Genomic DNA, 17241 nt, shown 5'->3' with positions numbered 1-17241 from the left:
TGAATGTTCTGTTTCCGCTTGTACGCCGATTGTTTTGCAGTACAATGTCGAACAAATGAGGGTGACAAAGAGAGGTGTAAGGGTGACAATCCAGTTCGCGATCGCGCAGGACGAGGGCACGCCGTTCTACCTGCGGCTGGCCGACGCCATCGAGCGGGCGATCGTCGAAGGCGCGCTCAAGCCGGGGGACAAGCTGCCGCCCCAGCGCGACATCGCCTTCGATCTCAAGGTCACCGTCGGCACGATCGGCCGTGCCTATCAGATCGCCCGCGAGCGAGGCCTGACGACCGGCGAGGTCGGGCGGGGCACCTATGTCCGGCACGTTGACGTGCCGCCGGAGAAACCGTCGAAACTGTCGCTCATGCCCAATGCGACGGCGGATTCCCTGCCGGGCCAGGAGACCGACGACGCCAAGCTCGATTCCACCTCCGCACCCCTCGTCGGTCAGGCCGAGGTCGTCGCCGGGGTGTTTGCAGAGGTTCTGCAGGATTCGTCGGCCAAGGCCCTCGACTATGTCCGCGGCGTCCCCGCCAACTGGCTGGAGGCCGGCGCGGCCTGGCTCGCGACGGGCGGCTGGACGCCCGAGACGGGAAACGTCGTGCCGACGCTCGGGGTGAACGCCGCGATCCAGGGCATCATCGCCGCGGCGAGCCATCCCGGCGACCGCATCGTCTTCGAAGACCTGTCCTACGCCTCGGTCGCCCGTGCCGCGACGATGATCGGCCGCATGCCGCTGACCGTCGGGATGGACGGGGAGGGCATGCTGCCGGACGAACTCGACCGCTGCGCCGCGCGCCAGCATCCGCGCATGGTGTTCGTCATGCCGGCGGTGAACAATCCGACCGGCGTCTCCATGTCGCTCCGGCGGCGCGAGGAAATCGTCTCGGTGGCGCGGCGACACAATCTCCTGATCATCGAGGACAATATCTACGGCAAGATCACGGCGAGCGACATTGCGCCGATCGCCTCGCTTGCCCCCGAGCGCACCTTCTTCGTCGGCGGGCTGTCGAAGAGCGTCTCCGCGGGCCTTCGCGCCGGCTGGGCCGCCTGTCCGCGCGGCCAGAGCGTGCGTGTCACCGTCGCTCACAATCAGCTGACCGGCGGGCGTCCCTTCCTCAACATGGAGGTTGCGGCCCGCCTCGTCCTGTCGGGCATGGCGGAGACGGTGCGCGGCAACGCCATCGCCGAAATCGCGGCCCGCGCCGCGATGTTCGACGAGATCTTCGGGGTGACGACGACGGGACAGGCGGCCGCCGTGCCGTACCGCTGGGTGCCGCTGCCGTCGCCCTGGACCTCGCCGGCCTTCCAGCTCGCCGCGCGCAACCATGGCATCCGCATCGACGGCGCCGACGAGTATCAGAGCGTGCGCGGCGACCGCTCCCACCACTGCGTGCGCATCGGCCTGTCGGCCGTTCCCGAGCGCGCCAGGCTGGCAACCGCCCTGCAAACCCTCAAGGGCCTGATCGACAGCGGCAGCATCTCCTATGTGAGCGTGGCCTGAGCGCCCGGGGGCACATAGGGACTGCGAGAAGAGAGTTCCGGGGCCTTCAGATGATGACCCATACGAACTGTCCGACCATCTGGGCGCGGCGGCGACCTACCGTCGAGCCCGGTTTTCCGTTAGGTAAAGAACCCGCCACGGATGAATGATGGAGGAAACCGCATGGCGCGCTGGCTTCCGGGCCTCTTGACCGTCGCCGGCCTGCTGAGCGTCGGCGACGCGCTCGCCGCTGGTCCGTTGCACGGGAGCCGGGGCAAAGAGGTCCGGCTCGCGGCCGGGCCACAATCTGCGGCGCCCGCCCCACCGCGCGAAACGGGAGGAGGCGGCGAGGCGATCGGCTACCGGATGCTGGTGCAGGCCGGCAGCGCGGCAGGCATCGAGACGCGCGACGGTATCGTGGTTCTCGATCTGCCGAGGCCGGCGCCCAATCCGGGGCCCCAGCCCGACATCGCCATCACCGAGGCCGCGCGGGGTCCGGATCTTTCGGCCGTGGCGGGGCGGATCGGCCTTCAGGGATACGACAGGACGGCCGGCGAGCCCTGCCGGATCGACTGGGTCGAGCGTTGCGCCTGGGTGCCCGCAGCATTGGCGCGAACGATCACCGGCGCGTTGCGCGACGCCGGCGCCGATCCATCGCGGCATGAGGAACCCTACTTCTACCTGTCCCGTTTTGGCCCGGCCGACCGCCTCGTCATCTCGCGCAGCGCCCCCTTCGGCGATGGTGCCCTCACCATCGTCAACGCGCTCGCCGACCGCGACGGGCGCATCGGAAGCCTCGTCGCAATCCCGGTCTCGCGGGCCGACCACGGCTTCGATACGGGCGATCCGGACGCCAACGTTGCCGTGCTGGCGGCTGGCCAGGACGATGACGGCGCGGTCTATCTGACCATCGACACGCCCACACGCTGCGCCGACAGGGCGCGCAAGGCGGGGCTCGTGATCAAGACCGAGGTCGATGTCGCGACGGTCGAATGGGTCGGCCCCTTCAATGTCTCCGACACCAATCTCATGGCGCGGGACGGGCGCATCTACACCGCCAGCGGCGGCAGCTGTGAAAACGACTATCTCTACGAACTCGATGCGGCGACCGGCGCGGTGACCGGCCGCAACGTCCTGCCGACCTCGGCCGACTTCCTCGTCGACGCCGGCGACCACCTGCTGCTCGACCTTTATGAAGGCGCGATGGCTTTCGCGTTCCGGTAAGGCGCGACGGGCGGCTCAGTCGCTCGGGGCCGGATCGTCGATCCGGTGCACGCCGCGATAGATCTCGGCAAGCGGCAGGCGGGCGCCGAGGGCCTCGATCGCAACGCTGCCTTGCGTCAGGACGAGGGGCGTCTGCGGCCAGCCGCCCGCGCCGCGCGTCCAGACCCAGATCCGGGCCTCTTCCTGCGAGGCGATGAGATAGGTGTCGAGGCCGGAGAGGCCGAGATATTCGAGTCGCTTCTGGTTGAAGTCGATCTTGGCGGTTGAATCCGACAGGACCTCGACGATCAGCACAGTGCGCTCGGAGATCCGCCCGCCGAGATCGTCGTTCGAGGGCTCGACCAGGAGATCGGCGAAACGGATGGACCGCGGCCCGGTCCGGATGGCAAAGTCGCCTTGGGTCACCATGTATCTGGAGCGGTCGATCTGGCTCTGCAGGCAAAAGTCGATGTTGCCGACGATGCGCGCGTGAGCGCGCTTGACGAAGGGCATCATGACCGGCGTTCCGTCGACGAGCTCATAGCGATCCTCGTGGGTGTCCAGCCAGTCGAAGAACTCGTCGACCGTCATGTTCGTCGGCAGGTCGGTCCGCTGCCGCGGTTCCGTCAGCGAGCTCATGGTCGGCTCCTCAGGTCGGGGCATGTTCATCGATGCTCGTGCCACGATAGCAGATCGGCTCTCGTCCCGCAGCATCGGACCAGGCCTGGCGGGAAAGCCCGTCCGATCCAGCGAGCTTGAACCCGATGCCGCTTTCCTCTAGCCAAATCCCACGCCATTTCGCAGCCATCCGGACACGCCCATGACCCTCGTCGACACCCGTACGCCCGATCCGAAGACCTTCATCTCCGGCGCCACCGGCGACTGGGAGATCATCATCGGCCTCGAAGTGCACGCCCAGGTGACGTCGGAGGCCAAGCTGTTCTCCGGCGCCTCCACCGGCTTCGGCGCCGAGCCGAACTCCCATGTCAGCCTCGTCGACGCCGCCATGCCCGGCATGCTGCCGGTGATCAACGAGGAATGCGTCAAGCAGGCGATCCGCACCGGTCTCGGCCTGAAGGCCAAGATCAACCACCGCTCGGTCTTCGACCGGAAGAACTACTTCTTCCCCGATCTCCCCCAGGGTTATCAGATCTCCCAGTACAAGGATCCGATCGTCGGCGAAGGCACGGTGATCGTCTCCCTCGGGCCGGATTCCAAGGGCGAGTTCGAGGAAATCGAGATCGGCCTGGAGCGACTGCATCTCGAGCAGGACGCCGGCAAGTCGATGCACGACCAGCATCCGACCATGTCTTTCATCGACCTCAACCGTTCCGGCGTCGCGCTGATGGAGATCGTCTCCAAGCCCGACATGCGCTCGCCCGACGAGGCGAAAGCCTTTCTGACCAAGCTCCGGACGATCGTGCGCTATCTCGGCACCTGCGACGGCAACATGGACGAAGGCTCGATGCGCGCCGACGTCAATGTCTCGGTGCGCCGGCCGGGCGGCCCTTTCGGCACGCGCTGCGAAATCAAGAACGTCAACTCCATCCGCTTCGTCGGCCAGGCGATCGAGACGGAGGCGCGGCGCCAGATCGCCATCATCGAGGATGGCGGCGTCATCGACCAGGAGACCCGGCTGTTCGATCCGGTGAAGGGCGAGACGCGGGCGATGCGCTCGAAGGAAGACGCCCACGACTACCGCTATTTCCCCGATCCCGATCTCCTGCCGCTGGAATTCGACCAGGCCTATGTCGACGCTCTCCTGAAGGAGCTGCCCGAGCTCCCCGACGACAAGAAGGCACGGCTGATCAAGGACGCCGGGCTGTCGACCTATGACGCTTCGATCCTCGTGTCGGAGAAGGCGATCGCCGACTATTTCGAAAAGGTCGCGGCGGGGCGCGACGCCAAGCAGGCGGCGAACTGGGTGATCAACGATCTCCTCGGCGCACTCAACAAGGCCGGCAAGGACATCGACGAGACGCCGGTCTCGGCCGAGCAGCTGGGCGCGATCCTCGACCTCATCCGCGCGGAGACGATCTCCGGCAAGATCGCCAAGGACCTCTTCGAGATCGTCTGGAACGAGGGCGGCGACCCGAAGGAGATCGTCGAGAGCCGCGGCATGAAGCAGGTCACCGACACCGGCGCCATCGAAAAGGCCGTCGACGAGGTGATCGCGGCGAACCCGGAAAAGGCCGAGCAGGCCAGGGCGAAGCCCTCGCTCGCCGGCTGGTTCGTCGGCCAGGTGATGAAGGCGACGGGCGGCAAGGCCAACCCCCAGGCGGTCAACGCGCTGGTGAAAGAGAAGCTGGGGGTGGAATGACCTTCTTCGTCCGCACCGCCGGCCGCAACGATCTCGAAGCCATCTCCCAACTGCTCGGGGCCACGTGGCACGACACCTATGACGCGATCTACGGGGTCGAGCGGGTCCGCGAGATCACCGCTTCGTGGCATTCGGTCCAGGAGCTGGAACCGCGGCTGACGCGGCCGGAATCGGAATTCATCGTTGCCGACGACGGCTCCCGGATCGGTGGCATGGCCTTCGCCGCGTCGTCCGATCCGGAGAAGAAGCTGGTGGTGCTGCATCAGCTCTACGTCCATCCGGACCTCCAGGGGCAGGGGATCGGCACCGATCTCCTCGCCGAGATCACCGACGCCTTTCCCGATGCGACGACCATGCGGCTGGAGGTCGAGGCGGCAAATGCCAGGGCCGTGGGCTTCTACGAGGCGCACGGCTTCGCCCCGGCCGGCCGCACCGACAATTGCGGCGCCGCCGACAGCGGCATTCCGGCGGTCGTCTACGAACGACGCCTCGGCGCGTAGCGGGGGCGGCGCGCGGCTCCTGCGGGGCATGCTGGACGAACGCCCTGGCCTCAGCCACTCTGCGCAACGAGCGGAGCGATCGTCGTTTCGCCGCGACGGGAGCGGCGGCATGCATCTGGTGAAACTCTATTTCCGATTCGAGAAGCTGGTCGCGCACATCCTGCTGTTCGGCATGGTCGGCGTCGTCCTTCTGACCCTGTGGAGCTTCCTGCGGGCGACCGGGCTGGCGCTCTTCGATTTCGGCCAGCCGCTGGACTACTCGGCCTTCCAGACCCTGTTCGACCGGGTCCTCGCGGCGATCATCGCGCTGGAGCTCGCCCACTCGATCCACCAGATGGCGCTGGGCGACCATCGCCTCGCCCAGGTGCGGACCGTCATCGTGATCGGCGTCCTGGCGGTGGTGCGGAAGCTGATCCTGCTCGAGGTGGACACGACGAGCGGGGCATTCCTCGCCGGGCTGGCGGCGACCTTCCTCGCCCTCGGCGGCCTTCTCGTCATGGTCCATTTCGTCGACAGCCGGGAGCAGCAGGGCGCCAAGACCAGCGTCACCGGCGGCGAGGAGAAGGGACGCACATCCGCCTGAGCCGGCGGGCCGAGGTGCCGGCTCAAAGCCCTGCAGACGGGCGCGCAGCGGGTGGACATTTGCGGTCGCCGGACGCATAACGGGCGCGACTTTGCATGGATCGGAATCCCCATGAAGGAATGGCTTCTTCAAATCTTCACCTGGTGGCAGGGCCAGACGATCGGCACGAGGTTCTATACCTGGCGCCAGGGCAGGAAAGTCGGTGAGGACGAGTTCGGCAACGTCTACTACACCAATGCCGACGGCAAGCGTCGCTGGGTGATCTACAACGGACCCTCCGAGGCCTCGATGATCCCGGTCGGCTGGCATGGTTGGATGCATCACCGCGTCGATACGCCGCCGAGCGAGGAGTCCTATGTCCCGCGCGAATGGCAGAAGCCGTTCGAGCCGAATCATACCGGCACCGGCAAGGCCTACCGACCGGCCGGTTCGCTGCTGCGGCCGGGCGCCGAGCGGCCGCGCGTCACCGGCGAATACGACGCCTGGACCCCTTGAGTCCGAAGCTGCAGACGTCCTGATTACCGGGGCTGCTGCTGCGACCCCACGACCGCCTCATTCGCGCGCTAGCCGGGTGTCGCACGACGTCGGGGCACGGATGGGTCCGTTCACGATCTGAAATCTTCCTCGGCGCTACCCGACGCCGTCACAGTGGTACACCGCGACCCCGCATGATGTGGATGAAGACCCGACCGTTCCTTGCATCCGCACTTGCCGCGTCGGTCATGTCGGCTGCCCCCGTGGCACTGGCGCAGGAAGAACTCGCCCCCGACGCGCAGTTCGCGACGCCGACGCCGCGGATCAAGAACCCCGTCGCAGTGTTCTCCGGCATCGACAAGATCACGGGGCGGATCACCAGCTTCGACGTCTATATCGACGAGACGGTACAGTTCGGGGCGCTGCGGGTGACCCCGCGCGTCTGCCTGACCGCCGCCGAGGGCGAGGCGGAGAAGACCGACGCCTTCGTCCAGGTCGACGAGATCACCCTCGACCGGAAGATCCAGCGGATCTTCTCGGGCTGGATGTTCGCCGATTCACCCGGGCTCAACGCCGTCGAGCATCCCGTCTACGATGTCTGGCTGAAGAGCTGCAAAACCGATTCCGACGTGCCGGCGCCCGCCGGATAGAAGGTCGCGGCGACCCCCAGCGCCTCCTGCAGCCTGTGCTGATACTCGTCCCGCTCGATCTCGATCGCTCCGAAGCGCTCCAGATGCGACGTGATGAACTGGGTGTCGAGCAGCAGGTATCCGCCGCGCATCAGGCGCTCGCACAGGAAGGCGAGGGCGACCTTCGAGGCGTCGGTGGCCCGTGAGAACATGCTTTCGCCGAAGAACGCGCCGTTGATCGAGACGCCGTAGAGCCCGCCGACCAGCGCGCCGTCCTGCCAGACTTCGACCGAATGGGCGAAGCCCTCCCGGTAGAGCGCGATGTAGAGATCGCGGATCTGCCGGTTGATCCAGGTCTTGTCGCGGCCGGGGGCAGGCTCGGCACAGCCGTCGACCACCGCGGCGAAGCCCGTGTCGACCGTGACAGTGAACGCGCTGCGGCGGATCACCTTGCGCAGGCTGCGCGGGATGTGGAACGCCTCGAGCGGCAGGATGCCGCGCTCGGTCGGGTCCACCCAGAAGATCTGCGGGTCGTCGGCTGATTCCGCCATCGGGAAGATCCCCGAGGCATACGCCTTGAGCAGCAGTTCCGGCGTGATCGTCAGGGTCTTGCCGCCGCGTCTCGCCATCTTCGCCTCGACCAATCGACCGTACCGCGATCGTCCGGATCGCATTCCGCCAGACGTCTTCCCGGCGGGCAAGGCCACTGATGCGGCCAACCGTTGAACAAATCGCGATTTCGACCGAGCCGCCACAGCGCGGCCAGGGAGCGCGGGCGACCCGGCGGCGGGCACAGGTCATGTCCGTCACCGCCGGTTCAGCAAGCTCGGTGGGGCTCGCCGGCGCGCCCTCAGGCCTTGGCGCCGCCGGTCAGATACTTCTCCAGCCAGTGGATGTCGTAGTTGCCGGCTCCGACGTCGGGATTGTCCACGAGATCGCGGAACAACGGCAGCGTCGTCTTGACGCCGTCGACGACGATCTCGTCCAGCGCCCGCCGCAGCCGCATCATGCATTCGGCCCGGTTGCGGCCATGGACGATCAGCTTGCCGATCAGGCTGTCGTAGTAGGGCGGGATCGAATAGCCCTGATACACGCCGGAATCGACCCGAACGCCGAGGCCGCCCGGGGCATGGTAGTAGGTGATCTTGCCGGGCGAGGGCGCGAAGGTGCGCGGATCCTCGGCATTGATGCGGCATTCGATGGCGTGGCCGGAGAAGACGATCTCGTCCTGCGTGACGGAAAGACCTTCGCCGCTGGCGACGCGGATCTGCTCGTGGACGAGGTCGATGCCGGTGATCGCTTCCGTCACCGGATGCTCCACCTGCAGGCGGGTGTTCATCTCGATGAAGTAGAACTCGCCGTTCTCGTAGAGAAACTCGATCGTGCCGGCGCCGCGATAGCGCAGCTCGGACATGGCGTTGGCGCAGATCTCGCCGATCCGCTTGCGCTGCTCGGGCGAGAGCGCCGGCGAGTTCGCCTCCTCCCAGACCTTCTGGTGACGGCGCTGCAGGGAGCAGTCGCGTTCACCGAGATGGATGGCGTTGCCGGCGCCGTCGCCGAACACCTGCACCTCGATGTGGCGCGGCTTCTCGAGATATTTCTCGATATAGACCGCATCGTCCCCGAAGGCGGCGCCGGCTTCCTGCCGCGCGGTCTGCAGTGCCACCACCATGTCTTCGCGGGTTTTCGCAACCTTCATGCCGCGTCCGCCGCCGCCGGCCGAGGCCTTGACGATGACCGGAAAACCGATCTCGTCGGCGATCCTCAGGGCTTCGGTGTCCTCGGTCACGGCGCCGGCCGAACCCGGCACGACGGGGATCCCGAGGCGCTTGGCGGTGCGCTTGGCCTCGATCTTGTCGCCCATGATGCGGATGTGGTCCGCGGTCGGGCCGATGAAGGTCAGGCCGTGTGCATCGAGGATGTCCGCGAAGCGGGCGTTCTCCGACAGGAAGCCGTAGCCCGGATGGACGGCGTCGGCGCCGGAAATCTCGCAGGCCGCGACGATCGACGGGATGTTCAGGTAGCTGTCGCGCGAGGGCGGCGGTCCGATGCAGACGCTCTCGTCGGCAAGCCGGACGTGCATCGCCGCGTTGTCGGCGGTCGAATGCACAGCCACCGTCGAGATGCCCAGCTCCTTGCAGGCTCTGAGGACGCGCAAGGCGATTTCGCCGCGATTGGCGATGAGGACCTTCTTGACCATGAGGTGCCCCCTTACGCGATGACGACGAGGGCTTCGCCGTACTCGACGGGTTGGGCGTTCTCGACCAGGATCTTCGTCACCTTGCCGGCGCGCGGGGCGGGGATCTGGTTCATCGTCTTCATCGCCTCGATGATCAGCAGCGTCTCGCCTTCGGCAACGCTCTGGCCGACCTCGACGAACTGCTTGGCGCCGGGCGCCGCGGCCAGATAGACCGTGCCGACCATCGGCGAGGGAACGCTGCCGGCCTCGGGGCCGCTTGCCGGCGCGGCGGGGGCGGCGCTCGCTTGGGCCGGGGCCTGCTGATGGGCCGGCGCCTGATGCTGCGGCGGGTAATAGGCCGGCATCTGGATCTGCGCCTGCTCGTGCTTGCGCGTCACGCGGACCTTCATCGAGCCGTTCTCGACTTCGATCTCGGTCAGGTCGGTCTCCTTCAGGATCGACGCGATTTCGCGAACGAAACGCGGGTCGACCGTCATGTCTTCCTTGGGCATTGTCTTCCTTGGAGCGATTCGATCTGAGGGTGGAGCCTGCTGGCGGTGAGGCCACGGAGCCTAGTGCGTCCCTGCGCCATGCGGCGGGACGCGCTGCTGCCGGACGGCCCGATCACCGCACCGCAGGCCTTGATCGCGACGGTTCCCCGGCGCGAAAGGGGGGCCGGGCGAGGATTTCGGCCGCAGGAGTCATAGGCAGCGACGATCGGCATCGTAGCTCGGCGCTCACGGACGGTTTGGCGACGTCTGACCGTCGCAATTCACAGAGCCCTATAAGGCCCGAACCCTCGTTCGCAAAGCTCTAATTGCGGGAAGGCTCAAGCTTTCGGGCGGTTTTCAGCACGTCGCACTGCCGCAGGATCGGACATTCGCGATCGCGGCCTGCAGATTGTCGATGCCGACCGCGCCGGCCAGCACCTGGTCCTCGATGACGTAGCTCGGCGTGCCGTTGACGCCGAGGGCCGTCGCGACCTCGTTGTCTTTGGCGATGTCGGCGGCGACTTCCGCCGACGCCATCACGGGGCGCAGGGCCGCTTCGTCGACGCCGAACTCGGCTGCGACGGCGATGGCGCGCTTCTCGTCCGCCGTGCCCCGCGAGGCCAGGAGCTTGCGATGGAAGTCGCCGTAGAGTTCGGGCTTGAGCTTTCGGAAGGCGAGGCTTACCCGCGACGCCTCGATCGACTTCGGCCCGAGGACCGGGATTTCCTTCAGGATGAAGCGCACGTTCGAATCGTTCTTCAGCAGCGCGTCCATGTCGGTGAGCGCTTGTTTGCAGTAGCCGCAATTGTAGTCGAAGAACTCGACGACGGTGACGTCGCCCTCCGGATTGCCGAGCGCGGTCCCCTCGGGCGTCGAGAAGATCGCCTCGGCATTCGCGGCGACGGCCTGCTTCTGGGAGGCTGCGGCTTCGGCCGTGCGCTTGGCTTCGAGCGCGTTGATCGCCTCGACCAGCACCTCCGGATGGGTGACGAGGTAGTTGCGGACGATCGCCTCGATTTCCTTGGTCTGATCGCCGTCGAACTTGTCCTGCGCGACCGCCGGAGCGCCCGTCGTGCAGAGAAGGGCCAGGGCGAGCGCGGCTGCGGCGGTGCGTCTGAGGGCCATCAGGATGTTCCTTGTTTTCGGTCGGGCGATGGGTCCGGTCATCGTCACCGGCACCTTCGATCGCGGCGTTCTTGCTGGAGCGGGCTTAGCCGCCATTGGTGAAGGCCCGGTCACCGGGTCTTCGTCGACAGGATGTCCTGGGCGCGCCGGAAGGCCGGCGTCCCCGGCTTCAGTTTGGATTGCGCCCGGGCGGCGAAGACCTTCGCCTCTTGCAGCGAGCCGACGTTCCAGTGCCCCTCGGCGGTGGCGAGTTCGGCCCTGCCGATGTCGCCGAGCCGGCTGTAGGCCATGGCCAGATACCGGTAGCCCTCGCCGTTCACCGGATCGTTCTGCAGCCCCGCCTGGATCATCTCGATGGCCTGGTTGAGATCGGACTTGCCGCCGGACATGACCAGCGCCTGGCCGATCTCCGCCTGCAGCAGCCCGGAATTCGAGCCGTCGAGCTTGGCGGCCCGCTTGAAGGCCGCGACCGCTTCCGGAGCCCGGCCGGCTTCGAGGAGGATCTCGCCGCGCATCTCGTGGAACCAGGGATTGGACGGCCGTGCGGCGATCAGGGCGTCCATCTTCTTTAGGGCGCTGGCGTGTTGTCCGGACAGGAACGTCGCGATGGCGTCGCCATAGAGCGCCGGCTGGCTGCGCGGATCCTTGGCGAACAGCCGCCGCACGTCGTTCATGCCGCCGGCATAGGCGGCGATCTTGGCTCGCGCCAGGCCGTGGCGCTCGAGGAGGGCGGCGGCGTCCTGCTTGTCGTAGGGCGTCAGGCGCCGGGCCGATTCCTCGATCGCCAGCACACGGTCGCGCGGCGCCGGATGCGACGACAGGTAGGACCTGCCGCCGGAGCCGGAAAACATGCTGTTGCGGTCGAGGGTCTGGAAGGTCTCGACGAGGCCGCGGCCGGATTGGCCGGTCTTGGCGAGATAGTTGATCGCCGCGCGGTCGGCGACGGATTCCTCGCCGCGCATGTAGTTGAGGAGCGAGCGCTGGGCCGCCGCACCGCCGGCGGAAAAGACGCCGGCCCCGGCGCCGGTCGCGCCGCGCACGCCGGCCGCACTGCCGCCGATGGCGACGCCGGCGCCGAGGAGGGCGGCGGCGATCGCCATGACCTTGGCGCTCTCCAGCCGCTCGCGCAGGCGCTGCTGGTGGCCGCCGGCCAGATGGCCGATCTCGTGGGCGAGGATGCCGATCAGCTGGTTCGGCGTCTCGGTCATGGTGATCGCGCCGGTGTTGACGAAGATCCGCCGGCCGAGGACGAAGGCGTTGAAGTCCGAGGAGTTGACCAGCACCGTCTGGACGCCGGCGCGCGACAGGCCGGCCGCCTTCAGGAGCGGGCGGGCGTAGTCGCCGACCAGCGATTCGATCTCCGCGTCGCGCACCAGGGGAAGACTGTTTTTCGCGCGCGCCTGGGCCGAGGCCGGCGAGGCGCCCGCGAAGCCGGACAAGGCAAGGCTTGCCGTGACGACAAGAGTGGCGAAGCGTCCGATCACGGAGCTGACGATGTTGCGCATGGCCCGTCCCCTTTTGCTCATTCGCTAGTGGACCGGAACGGCATTTCGTAGCAAGGACGCCAGTTCAATTTGTCGTCAGCTGGCCGGCCTGCTCGCTGCAATGCCGGCAGCGCGACCCGCCCTTCGTGCCCAACTCCGAAAGCCGCCCCGATCATGACAGAACTCTTCGCTTCCCGCCGCTCCGACGTCCTGCCGTTCCGGGCGATGGACGTGCTTGCGGAAGCCAATCTGATGCGGGCAAGGGGCGCGCCGGTGATCTCGCTCGCCGTCGGCCAACCCGAGGCGCCGACGCCGGAAAAGGCCATCGCGGCGGCGAACGCCCATCTGGCGAAGGGCCGGATCGCCTATACCGACGCGCCCGGGCTGCCGGCCCTGCGCGAGCGCATCGCCCGCCACTATGGCGAGGCTTACGGCGTCGAGGTTCCTGCATCGCGCATCATGGTGACGACCGGCTCCTCGGCGGGGTTCAACCTCGCCTTTCTCGCCGCCTTCGATGCCGGCGCGCGCATCGCGCTCGCATCTCCCGGCTATCCCGCCTATCGCAACATCCTCAAGGTGCTCGGGCTCGAGCCGGTCGAGATCCCCGTCGACGTGTCGACCGGCTACCTCCTGACGGCGGAGCATCTTGACGAGGCCCATCGCCACAAGCCGATCGACGGCGTCCTCGTCGCCAGCCCCGCCAACCCGACCGGCACCGTGACGCCGCCCGCGGAGCTGGAGCGGCTGATCGCGTTCTGCGACCGGAACGGCATCCGCTTCATTTCCGACGAGATCTATCACCGGCTCGCCTATTCGGGCGGCGAGGCGACGGCGCTGGCCTTTTCCGACCGGCCCTTCGTCGTCAATTCCTTCTCCAAATACTACTGCATGACCGGCTGGCGGATCGGCTGGATCGTGCTGCCGCCCGAAATGGTGCGGGTCGCCGAGCGGATCGGGCAGAGCCTCTACATCTCCGCCCCGGAACTCTCCCAGGTGGCGGCGACGGCGGTGTTCGACGCGACGGCCGAGCTCGACCGCGTGCGCGAGACCTATGTCCGCAACCGCGATCTCCTGATGCGCGAACTCCCGGCGCTCGGCTTCCGCGACATCGCCCCCATCGACGGCGCCTTCTATGCCTATGCCGGCATCCCCGACGGCGAGGCGAGCGCATCCGACTTCTGCCGCCGCATCCTTGCCGAATGCCACGTCGCGATGACGCCCGGCATCGACTTCGACCTCTCCCGCGGCGAGCGCTTCGTGCGCATCTCCTATGCCTGCGGCAACGCTGCGCTCGAAGAGGCGGTGGGGCGGATGCAGGATCATGTTGCCGGCTAGTCGGATTGTGCCGGGCGAGCGGTGTTCGTCCGGCGCTTCGACATCGCAAGCGTCACGTTGACACCAGTCGTATACTACCATACCAGCCATTCGCCATCGGTGCCGGATATGGGAGGACGATCGTGGCGCTTCTGGACGACAATCGGCTGTTTCCGGCCGACGGAGCGGGGCGGTCTCTCGCCCGCACGCTCTATGACAGCGTGAAGTCGCTGCCGATCATCTCGCCGCACGGCCATACCGAGCCGCGCTGGTTCGCCGAGAACCGGCCGTTTCCCGATCCCGCCCATCTCATCGTCGTGCCCGACCACTACATCTTCCGGATGCTGGTCTCGCAAGGCGTCGACCTCGCCGCGCTGGGTGTATCCTCGGGGGACGGTGCCCGCGTCGAGACCGACGGGCGCAGGATCTGGCGCCGCTTTGCCGAGAACTACCACCTGTTCCGCGGCACGCCGACGCGGATGTGGCTCGACGACACGTTCCAGAATCTCTTCGGCCTCGATGTCCGCCTCTCCGCCGCAACGGCGGACGCGACCTACGATGCGATCGCCGAGAAGCTGACGACCGACGCGTTCCGGCCGCGCGCGCTCTATGAGCGCTTCAACGTCGAGGTCATCGCGACCACCGAGAGCGCCCTCGACGACCTCGCCTTTCACCGGCAGATCCGCGAGAGCGGATGGACGGGCAGGGTGGTGACGACCTACCGGCCGGATGCCGTGACCGATCCGGACGTTGCCGGCTTCGCCGACAACCTGCGCAAGCTCGGTGAGATCTCCGGCTGCGACACCGGCACCTTCGCCGGCCTGATCGACGCCCATCGCACACGCCGCGCCTTCTTCCGCGAGCACGGGGCGACCGCCACCGACCATGGCCATCCGACCGCCCGGACCGCGAACCTGTCCGCCGCCGAAGCCTCGGCGCTCTACGACAGGATCAGGGACGGCGCCGGTTCGGCTGCGGACCGCGAACTGTTCCGCGCCCAGATGCTCACCGAGATGGCGAAGCTGTCGGTCGAGGACGGGATGGTCATGCAGATCCATGCCGGCTCCTTCCGCAACCATTCGGACCGCATCTTCGCCACCTTCGGCCGCGACAAGGGCTTCGACATTCCGCAGCCGACGAACTACGTCGCCGCGCTGAAGCCCCTTCTCGACGTCTGCGGCCTCGAAACGGGCTTCACCCTCATCCTTTTCACACTCGACGAGACGGCCTATTCGCGCGAACTCGCGCCGCTCGCCGGCGTCTATCCTTGCCTCAGGCTCGGGCCGCCCTGGTGGTTCTTCGATGCGCCCGAGGGGATGAAGCGGTTCCGCGAAGCGGTGACCGAGACGGCCGGCTTCTACAACACCGTCGGCTTCAACGACGACACCCGCGCCTTCTGCTCGATCCCGGCCCGGCACGACGTCGCGCGCCGGGTGGACTGCGCCTATCTCGCCGGGCTGGTGACGACCGGCAGCCTCCTGGAGGAGGAGGCGTTCGAGGTGGCGCGGGACCTGACCTACCGCCTCGCCAAGGAGGCCTACAGGCTCTGACGGCGGCGTTTCCGCGCGATTTGCGGGAGGAGGGCATGGGGCATGATCATGGGCATTCCCACGGCGGCGCGCGGTGCGACGGCGCAGGTGGCCCTCCGCATGGCCGGGACCCGGCGCCTGATCCGCCTGTCCCCTCACGCCCCTTGTCGCCGGCGCCTCCGGTCCTGCCGTTGATGTTCTCGTCATGATGCCGTTGACCCTGGTCCCGGCGATCTCCCTCTGGCAGCCGAGCATGTGCCCATGACTTCCGACAGGCGTCTGTCCCTTTTGACCCTCTCCGATCTGCCGGACGGCGTGCGCCGGCCGGCCTATGATCCGGCCGCGGTGACGGCCGGCATCGTCCATCTCGGCGTCGGCGCCTTTCACCGGGCCCACCAGGCGGTCACCCTGGACGACCTCCTGGCCTCAGATCCGCAATGGGGCATCGTCGGCGCCTCGCTCCGCCGCGCCGACATGCGCGACGCGCTCGCTCGCCAAGACAATCTCTACACCGTCGCCGTCCGCTCGGGCGAGGGTACGGGACTGCGCGTCGTCGGTTCGATCAAGGCGATCCATGTGGCGCCGGAGAACCCCGAAGCGCTGCTTGCCGCCATGTGCGATCCGGCGATCCGCATCGTCTCCCTGACCGTCACGGAGAAGGGCTACTGCCACGATCCGGCGACGGGAAACCTCAATCCCGCCCATCCGGACATCGTGGCCGACCTTGCTCATCCCCGCGCGCCGACCTCGGCGCCGGGCCTCCTGGTCGAGGCGCTCAGGCGCCGGCACGAGGCGAATGTCGTGCCCTTCACCGTCATGCCCTGCGACAATCTTCCGGCCAATGGCCCGACCGTCCACCGGATCATCGTGCAATATGCCGGCCTCCTCAACGACGCCCTTGCGAGCTTCGTCGAGAACGACGTCGCCGTCGCCGGAACCATGGTCGACCGCATCGTGCCGGCGACGACCGAGGCGGACATCGCCGAGATCGACGCGGCGCTCGGGCTCGGCGATGCCTGGCCCGTGGTCACCGAACCCTTCACCCAGTGGGTGATCGAGGACCGCTTCCCGACCGGCAGGCCCCGGTTCGAAGCCGCCGGCGCCGAAATGGTCGCCGACGTCGAGCCCTATGAGCGCATGAAGCTGCGGATGCTCAACGGCTCCCATTCGACGCTCGCCTATCTCGGCTATCTCGCCGGCTACGAGACGGTCTCCCGCGCCATGGCGGACCCCGCCTATGAGCGGCTCGTGCGGGAGATGATGAGCGAGGAGATCATGCCGACGCTCGAGATGCCCGGCTCCGATCTCGGCGGATATCGCGATGCGCTGATCCAGCGCTTCCACAATCCGGCGCTGAAGCACCGGACCTGGCAGATCGCCATGGACGGATCGCAGAAACTGCCCCAGCGCTTTCTCGGCACGGTGCGCGACCGGCTCGCCGCCGGCGCGCCCATCGACCGGCTCGCCCTCGGCATCGCCGGCTGGATGCGCTACGTCACCGGCATCGACGAGGCAGGCGGGGCCATCGACGTCAGAGATCCGCTGGCCGCGAGGCTGAAGGCGATCGGCGCGGAGGCGGGCCGCGACCCGGAGCGACTGGCAGCAGGCTATCTCGGGGTGCCCGAAGTGTTCGGCCGCGATCTCAGTCACGACCCGGCCTTCGCCGGGCCGGTCACGAGGGCACTCGCCTCGCTCCTCGACAAGGGCGCCGCGGCAACGGTGCAAAGCTACGCGAAGTGATGGCGCGGATGGCGACGCGGGCAGGCGGTTCTAGCCCTCCGCATTGGCTGTGAAAGCCTGGCCTCGGACATCGTCGGGGGCAAATCTCCTGTGCCTTTCGACCGGCGACGGCTGCGCGCCGGTTGCGTCGTTTCGGCCGCGCGAACGGAACCAGCGCCGCATCCCGTGCGTCTTCTCGCCAAAGGGAAGG

The 17241-nt window shown here is 67.5% G+C and carries 16 protein-coding genes; 10 read left to right on the top strand and 6 right to left on the bottom strand.

What is annotated here, in order from left to right:
* The first annotated feature begins 82 nt into the window (after positions 1-82).
* Entirely contained in the window at positions 83-1501 is a 1419-nt protein-coding gene (locus tag ATO4_RS02210; protein ID WP_176222825.1) for a PLP-dependent aminotransferase family protein, read from the top strand.
* Positions 1502-1663: 162 nt separating this feature from the next.
* Positions 1664-2704, top strand: a complete 1041-nt coding sequence (locus tag ATO4_RS02205) for a hypothetical protein (protein ID WP_083589728.1) — start codon at positions 1664-1666, stop codon at positions 2702-2704.
* A gap of 15 nt (positions 2705-2719) precedes the next feature.
* On the opposite strand, the gene ATO4_RS02200 is transcribed toward ATO4_RS02205, so the two are convergent.
* Positions 2720-3322 (bottom strand): Uma2 family endonuclease, encoded by a 603-nt coding sequence (locus ATO4_RS02200; RefSeq protein ID WP_176222824.1) that lies wholly within the window; start codon positions 3320-3322, stop codon positions 2720-2722.
* A gap of 181 nt (positions 3323-3503) precedes the next feature.
* Between ATO4_RS02200 and gatB the strand changes: the two genes are divergently transcribed.
* The 5 genes from gatB to ATO4_RS02175 all read left to right on the top strand — a co-directional run bounded on the left by gatB (position 3504) and on the right by ATO4_RS02175 (position 7210).
* Positions 3504-5003, top strand: coding sequence for an Asp-tRNA(Asn)/Glu-tRNA(Gln) amidotransferase subunit GatB (gene gatB / locus ATO4_RS02195; protein ID WP_083589726.1), 1500 nt, complete (start codon positions 3504-3506; stop codon positions 5001-5003).
* Complete coding sequence (locus ATO4_RS02190; protein ID WP_083589725.1) at positions 5000-5503, top strand: GNAT family N-acetyltransferase; 504 nt, start codon at positions 5000-5002, stop codon at positions 5501-5503. The genes gatB and ATO4_RS02190 overlap by 4 nt, the downstream gene beginning before the upstream one ends.
* Positions 5504-5612: 109 nt before the next feature.
* Positions 5613-6086, top strand: coding sequence for a phosphate-starvation-inducible PsiE family protein (locus tag ATO4_RS02185; protein WP_083589724.1), 474 nt, complete (start codon positions 5613-5615; stop codon positions 6084-6086).
* Positions 6087-6197: 111 nt separating this feature from the next.
* Positions 6198-6581, top strand: coding sequence for an NADH:ubiquinone oxidoreductase subunit NDUFA12 (locus tag ATO4_RS02180; protein WP_083589723.1), 384 nt, complete (start codon positions 6198-6200; stop codon positions 6579-6581).
* A 227-nt stretch (positions 6582-6808) separates the two neighbouring features.
* The gene (locus ATO4_RS02175) at positions 6809-7210 is read left to right on the top strand and encodes a DUF2155 domain-containing protein (RefSeq protein WP_083589850.1); all 402 of its coding nucleotides are present in this window, start codon (positions 6809-6811) and stop codon (positions 7208-7210) included.
* On the opposite strand, the gene aat is transcribed toward ATO4_RS02175, so the two are convergent.
* The 5 genes from aat to ATO4_RS02150 all read right to left on the bottom strand — a co-directional run bounded on the left by aat (position 7150) and on the right by ATO4_RS02150 (position 12489).
* A complete protein-coding gene (gene aat / locus ATO4_RS02170; protein ID WP_083589849.1) occupies positions 7150-7818 on the bottom strand; it encodes a leucyl/phenylalanyl-tRNA--protein transferase in 669 nt (222 codons plus the stop codon). The genes ATO4_RS02175 and aat overlap by 61 nt on opposite strands.
* Before the next feature lie 221 nt (positions 7819-8039).
* Entirely contained in the window at positions 8040-9389 is a 1350-nt protein-coding gene (gene accC / locus ATO4_RS02165; RefSeq protein WP_083589722.1) for an acetyl-CoA carboxylase biotin carboxylase subunit, read from the bottom strand.
* A gap of 11 nt (positions 9390-9400) precedes the next feature.
* Entirely contained in the window at positions 9401-9880 is a 480-nt protein-coding gene (gene accB / locus ATO4_RS02160) for an acetyl-CoA carboxylase biotin carboxyl carrier protein (protein WP_083589721.1), read from the bottom strand.
* A gap of 336 nt (positions 9881-10216) precedes the next feature.
* Positions 10217-10984, bottom strand: a complete 768-nt coding sequence (locus ATO4_RS02155; RefSeq protein ID WP_176222823.1) for a DsbA family protein — start codon at positions 10982-10984, stop codon at positions 10217-10219.
* 110 nt (positions 10985-11094) lie between these two features.
* Positions 11095-12489, bottom strand: coding sequence for a M48 family metalloprotease (locus ATO4_RS02150; RefSeq protein ID WP_083589720.1), 1395 nt, complete (start codon positions 12487-12489; stop codon positions 11095-11097).
* Between the two features lie 153 nt (positions 12490-12642).
* Between ATO4_RS02150 and ATO4_RS02145 the strand changes: the two genes are divergently transcribed.
* From ATO4_RS02145 to ATO4_RS02135, 3 genes are all read left to right on the top strand, one after another.
* The gene (locus ATO4_RS02145; RefSeq protein WP_083589719.1) at positions 12643-13803 is read left to right on the top strand and encodes an aminotransferase class I/II-fold pyridoxal phosphate-dependent enzyme; all 1161 of its coding nucleotides are present in this window, start codon (positions 12643-12645) and stop codon (positions 13801-13803) included.
* Between the two features lie 119 nt (positions 13804-13922).
* Positions 13923-15332 (top strand): glucuronate isomerase, encoded by a 1410-nt coding sequence (uxaC, locus tag ATO4_RS02140; protein ID WP_083589847.1) that lies wholly within the window; start codon positions 13923-13925, stop codon positions 15330-15332.
* Between the two features lie 240 nt (positions 15333-15572).
* Positions 15573-17051, top strand: coding sequence for a mannitol dehydrogenase family protein (locus ATO4_RS02135; protein WP_083589718.1), 1479 nt, complete (start codon positions 15573-15575; stop codon positions 17049-17051).
* Positions 17052-17241: the final 190 nt, after the last annotated feature.

The organism is Aurantimonas sp. 22II-16-19i (assembly GCF_002088275.1).
Taxonomy (GTDB): Bacteria; Pseudomonadota; Alphaproteobacteria; order Rhizobiales; family Rhizobiaceae; genus Jiella.
This window is presented reverse-complemented; position numbering and strand designations above follow the sequence as displayed.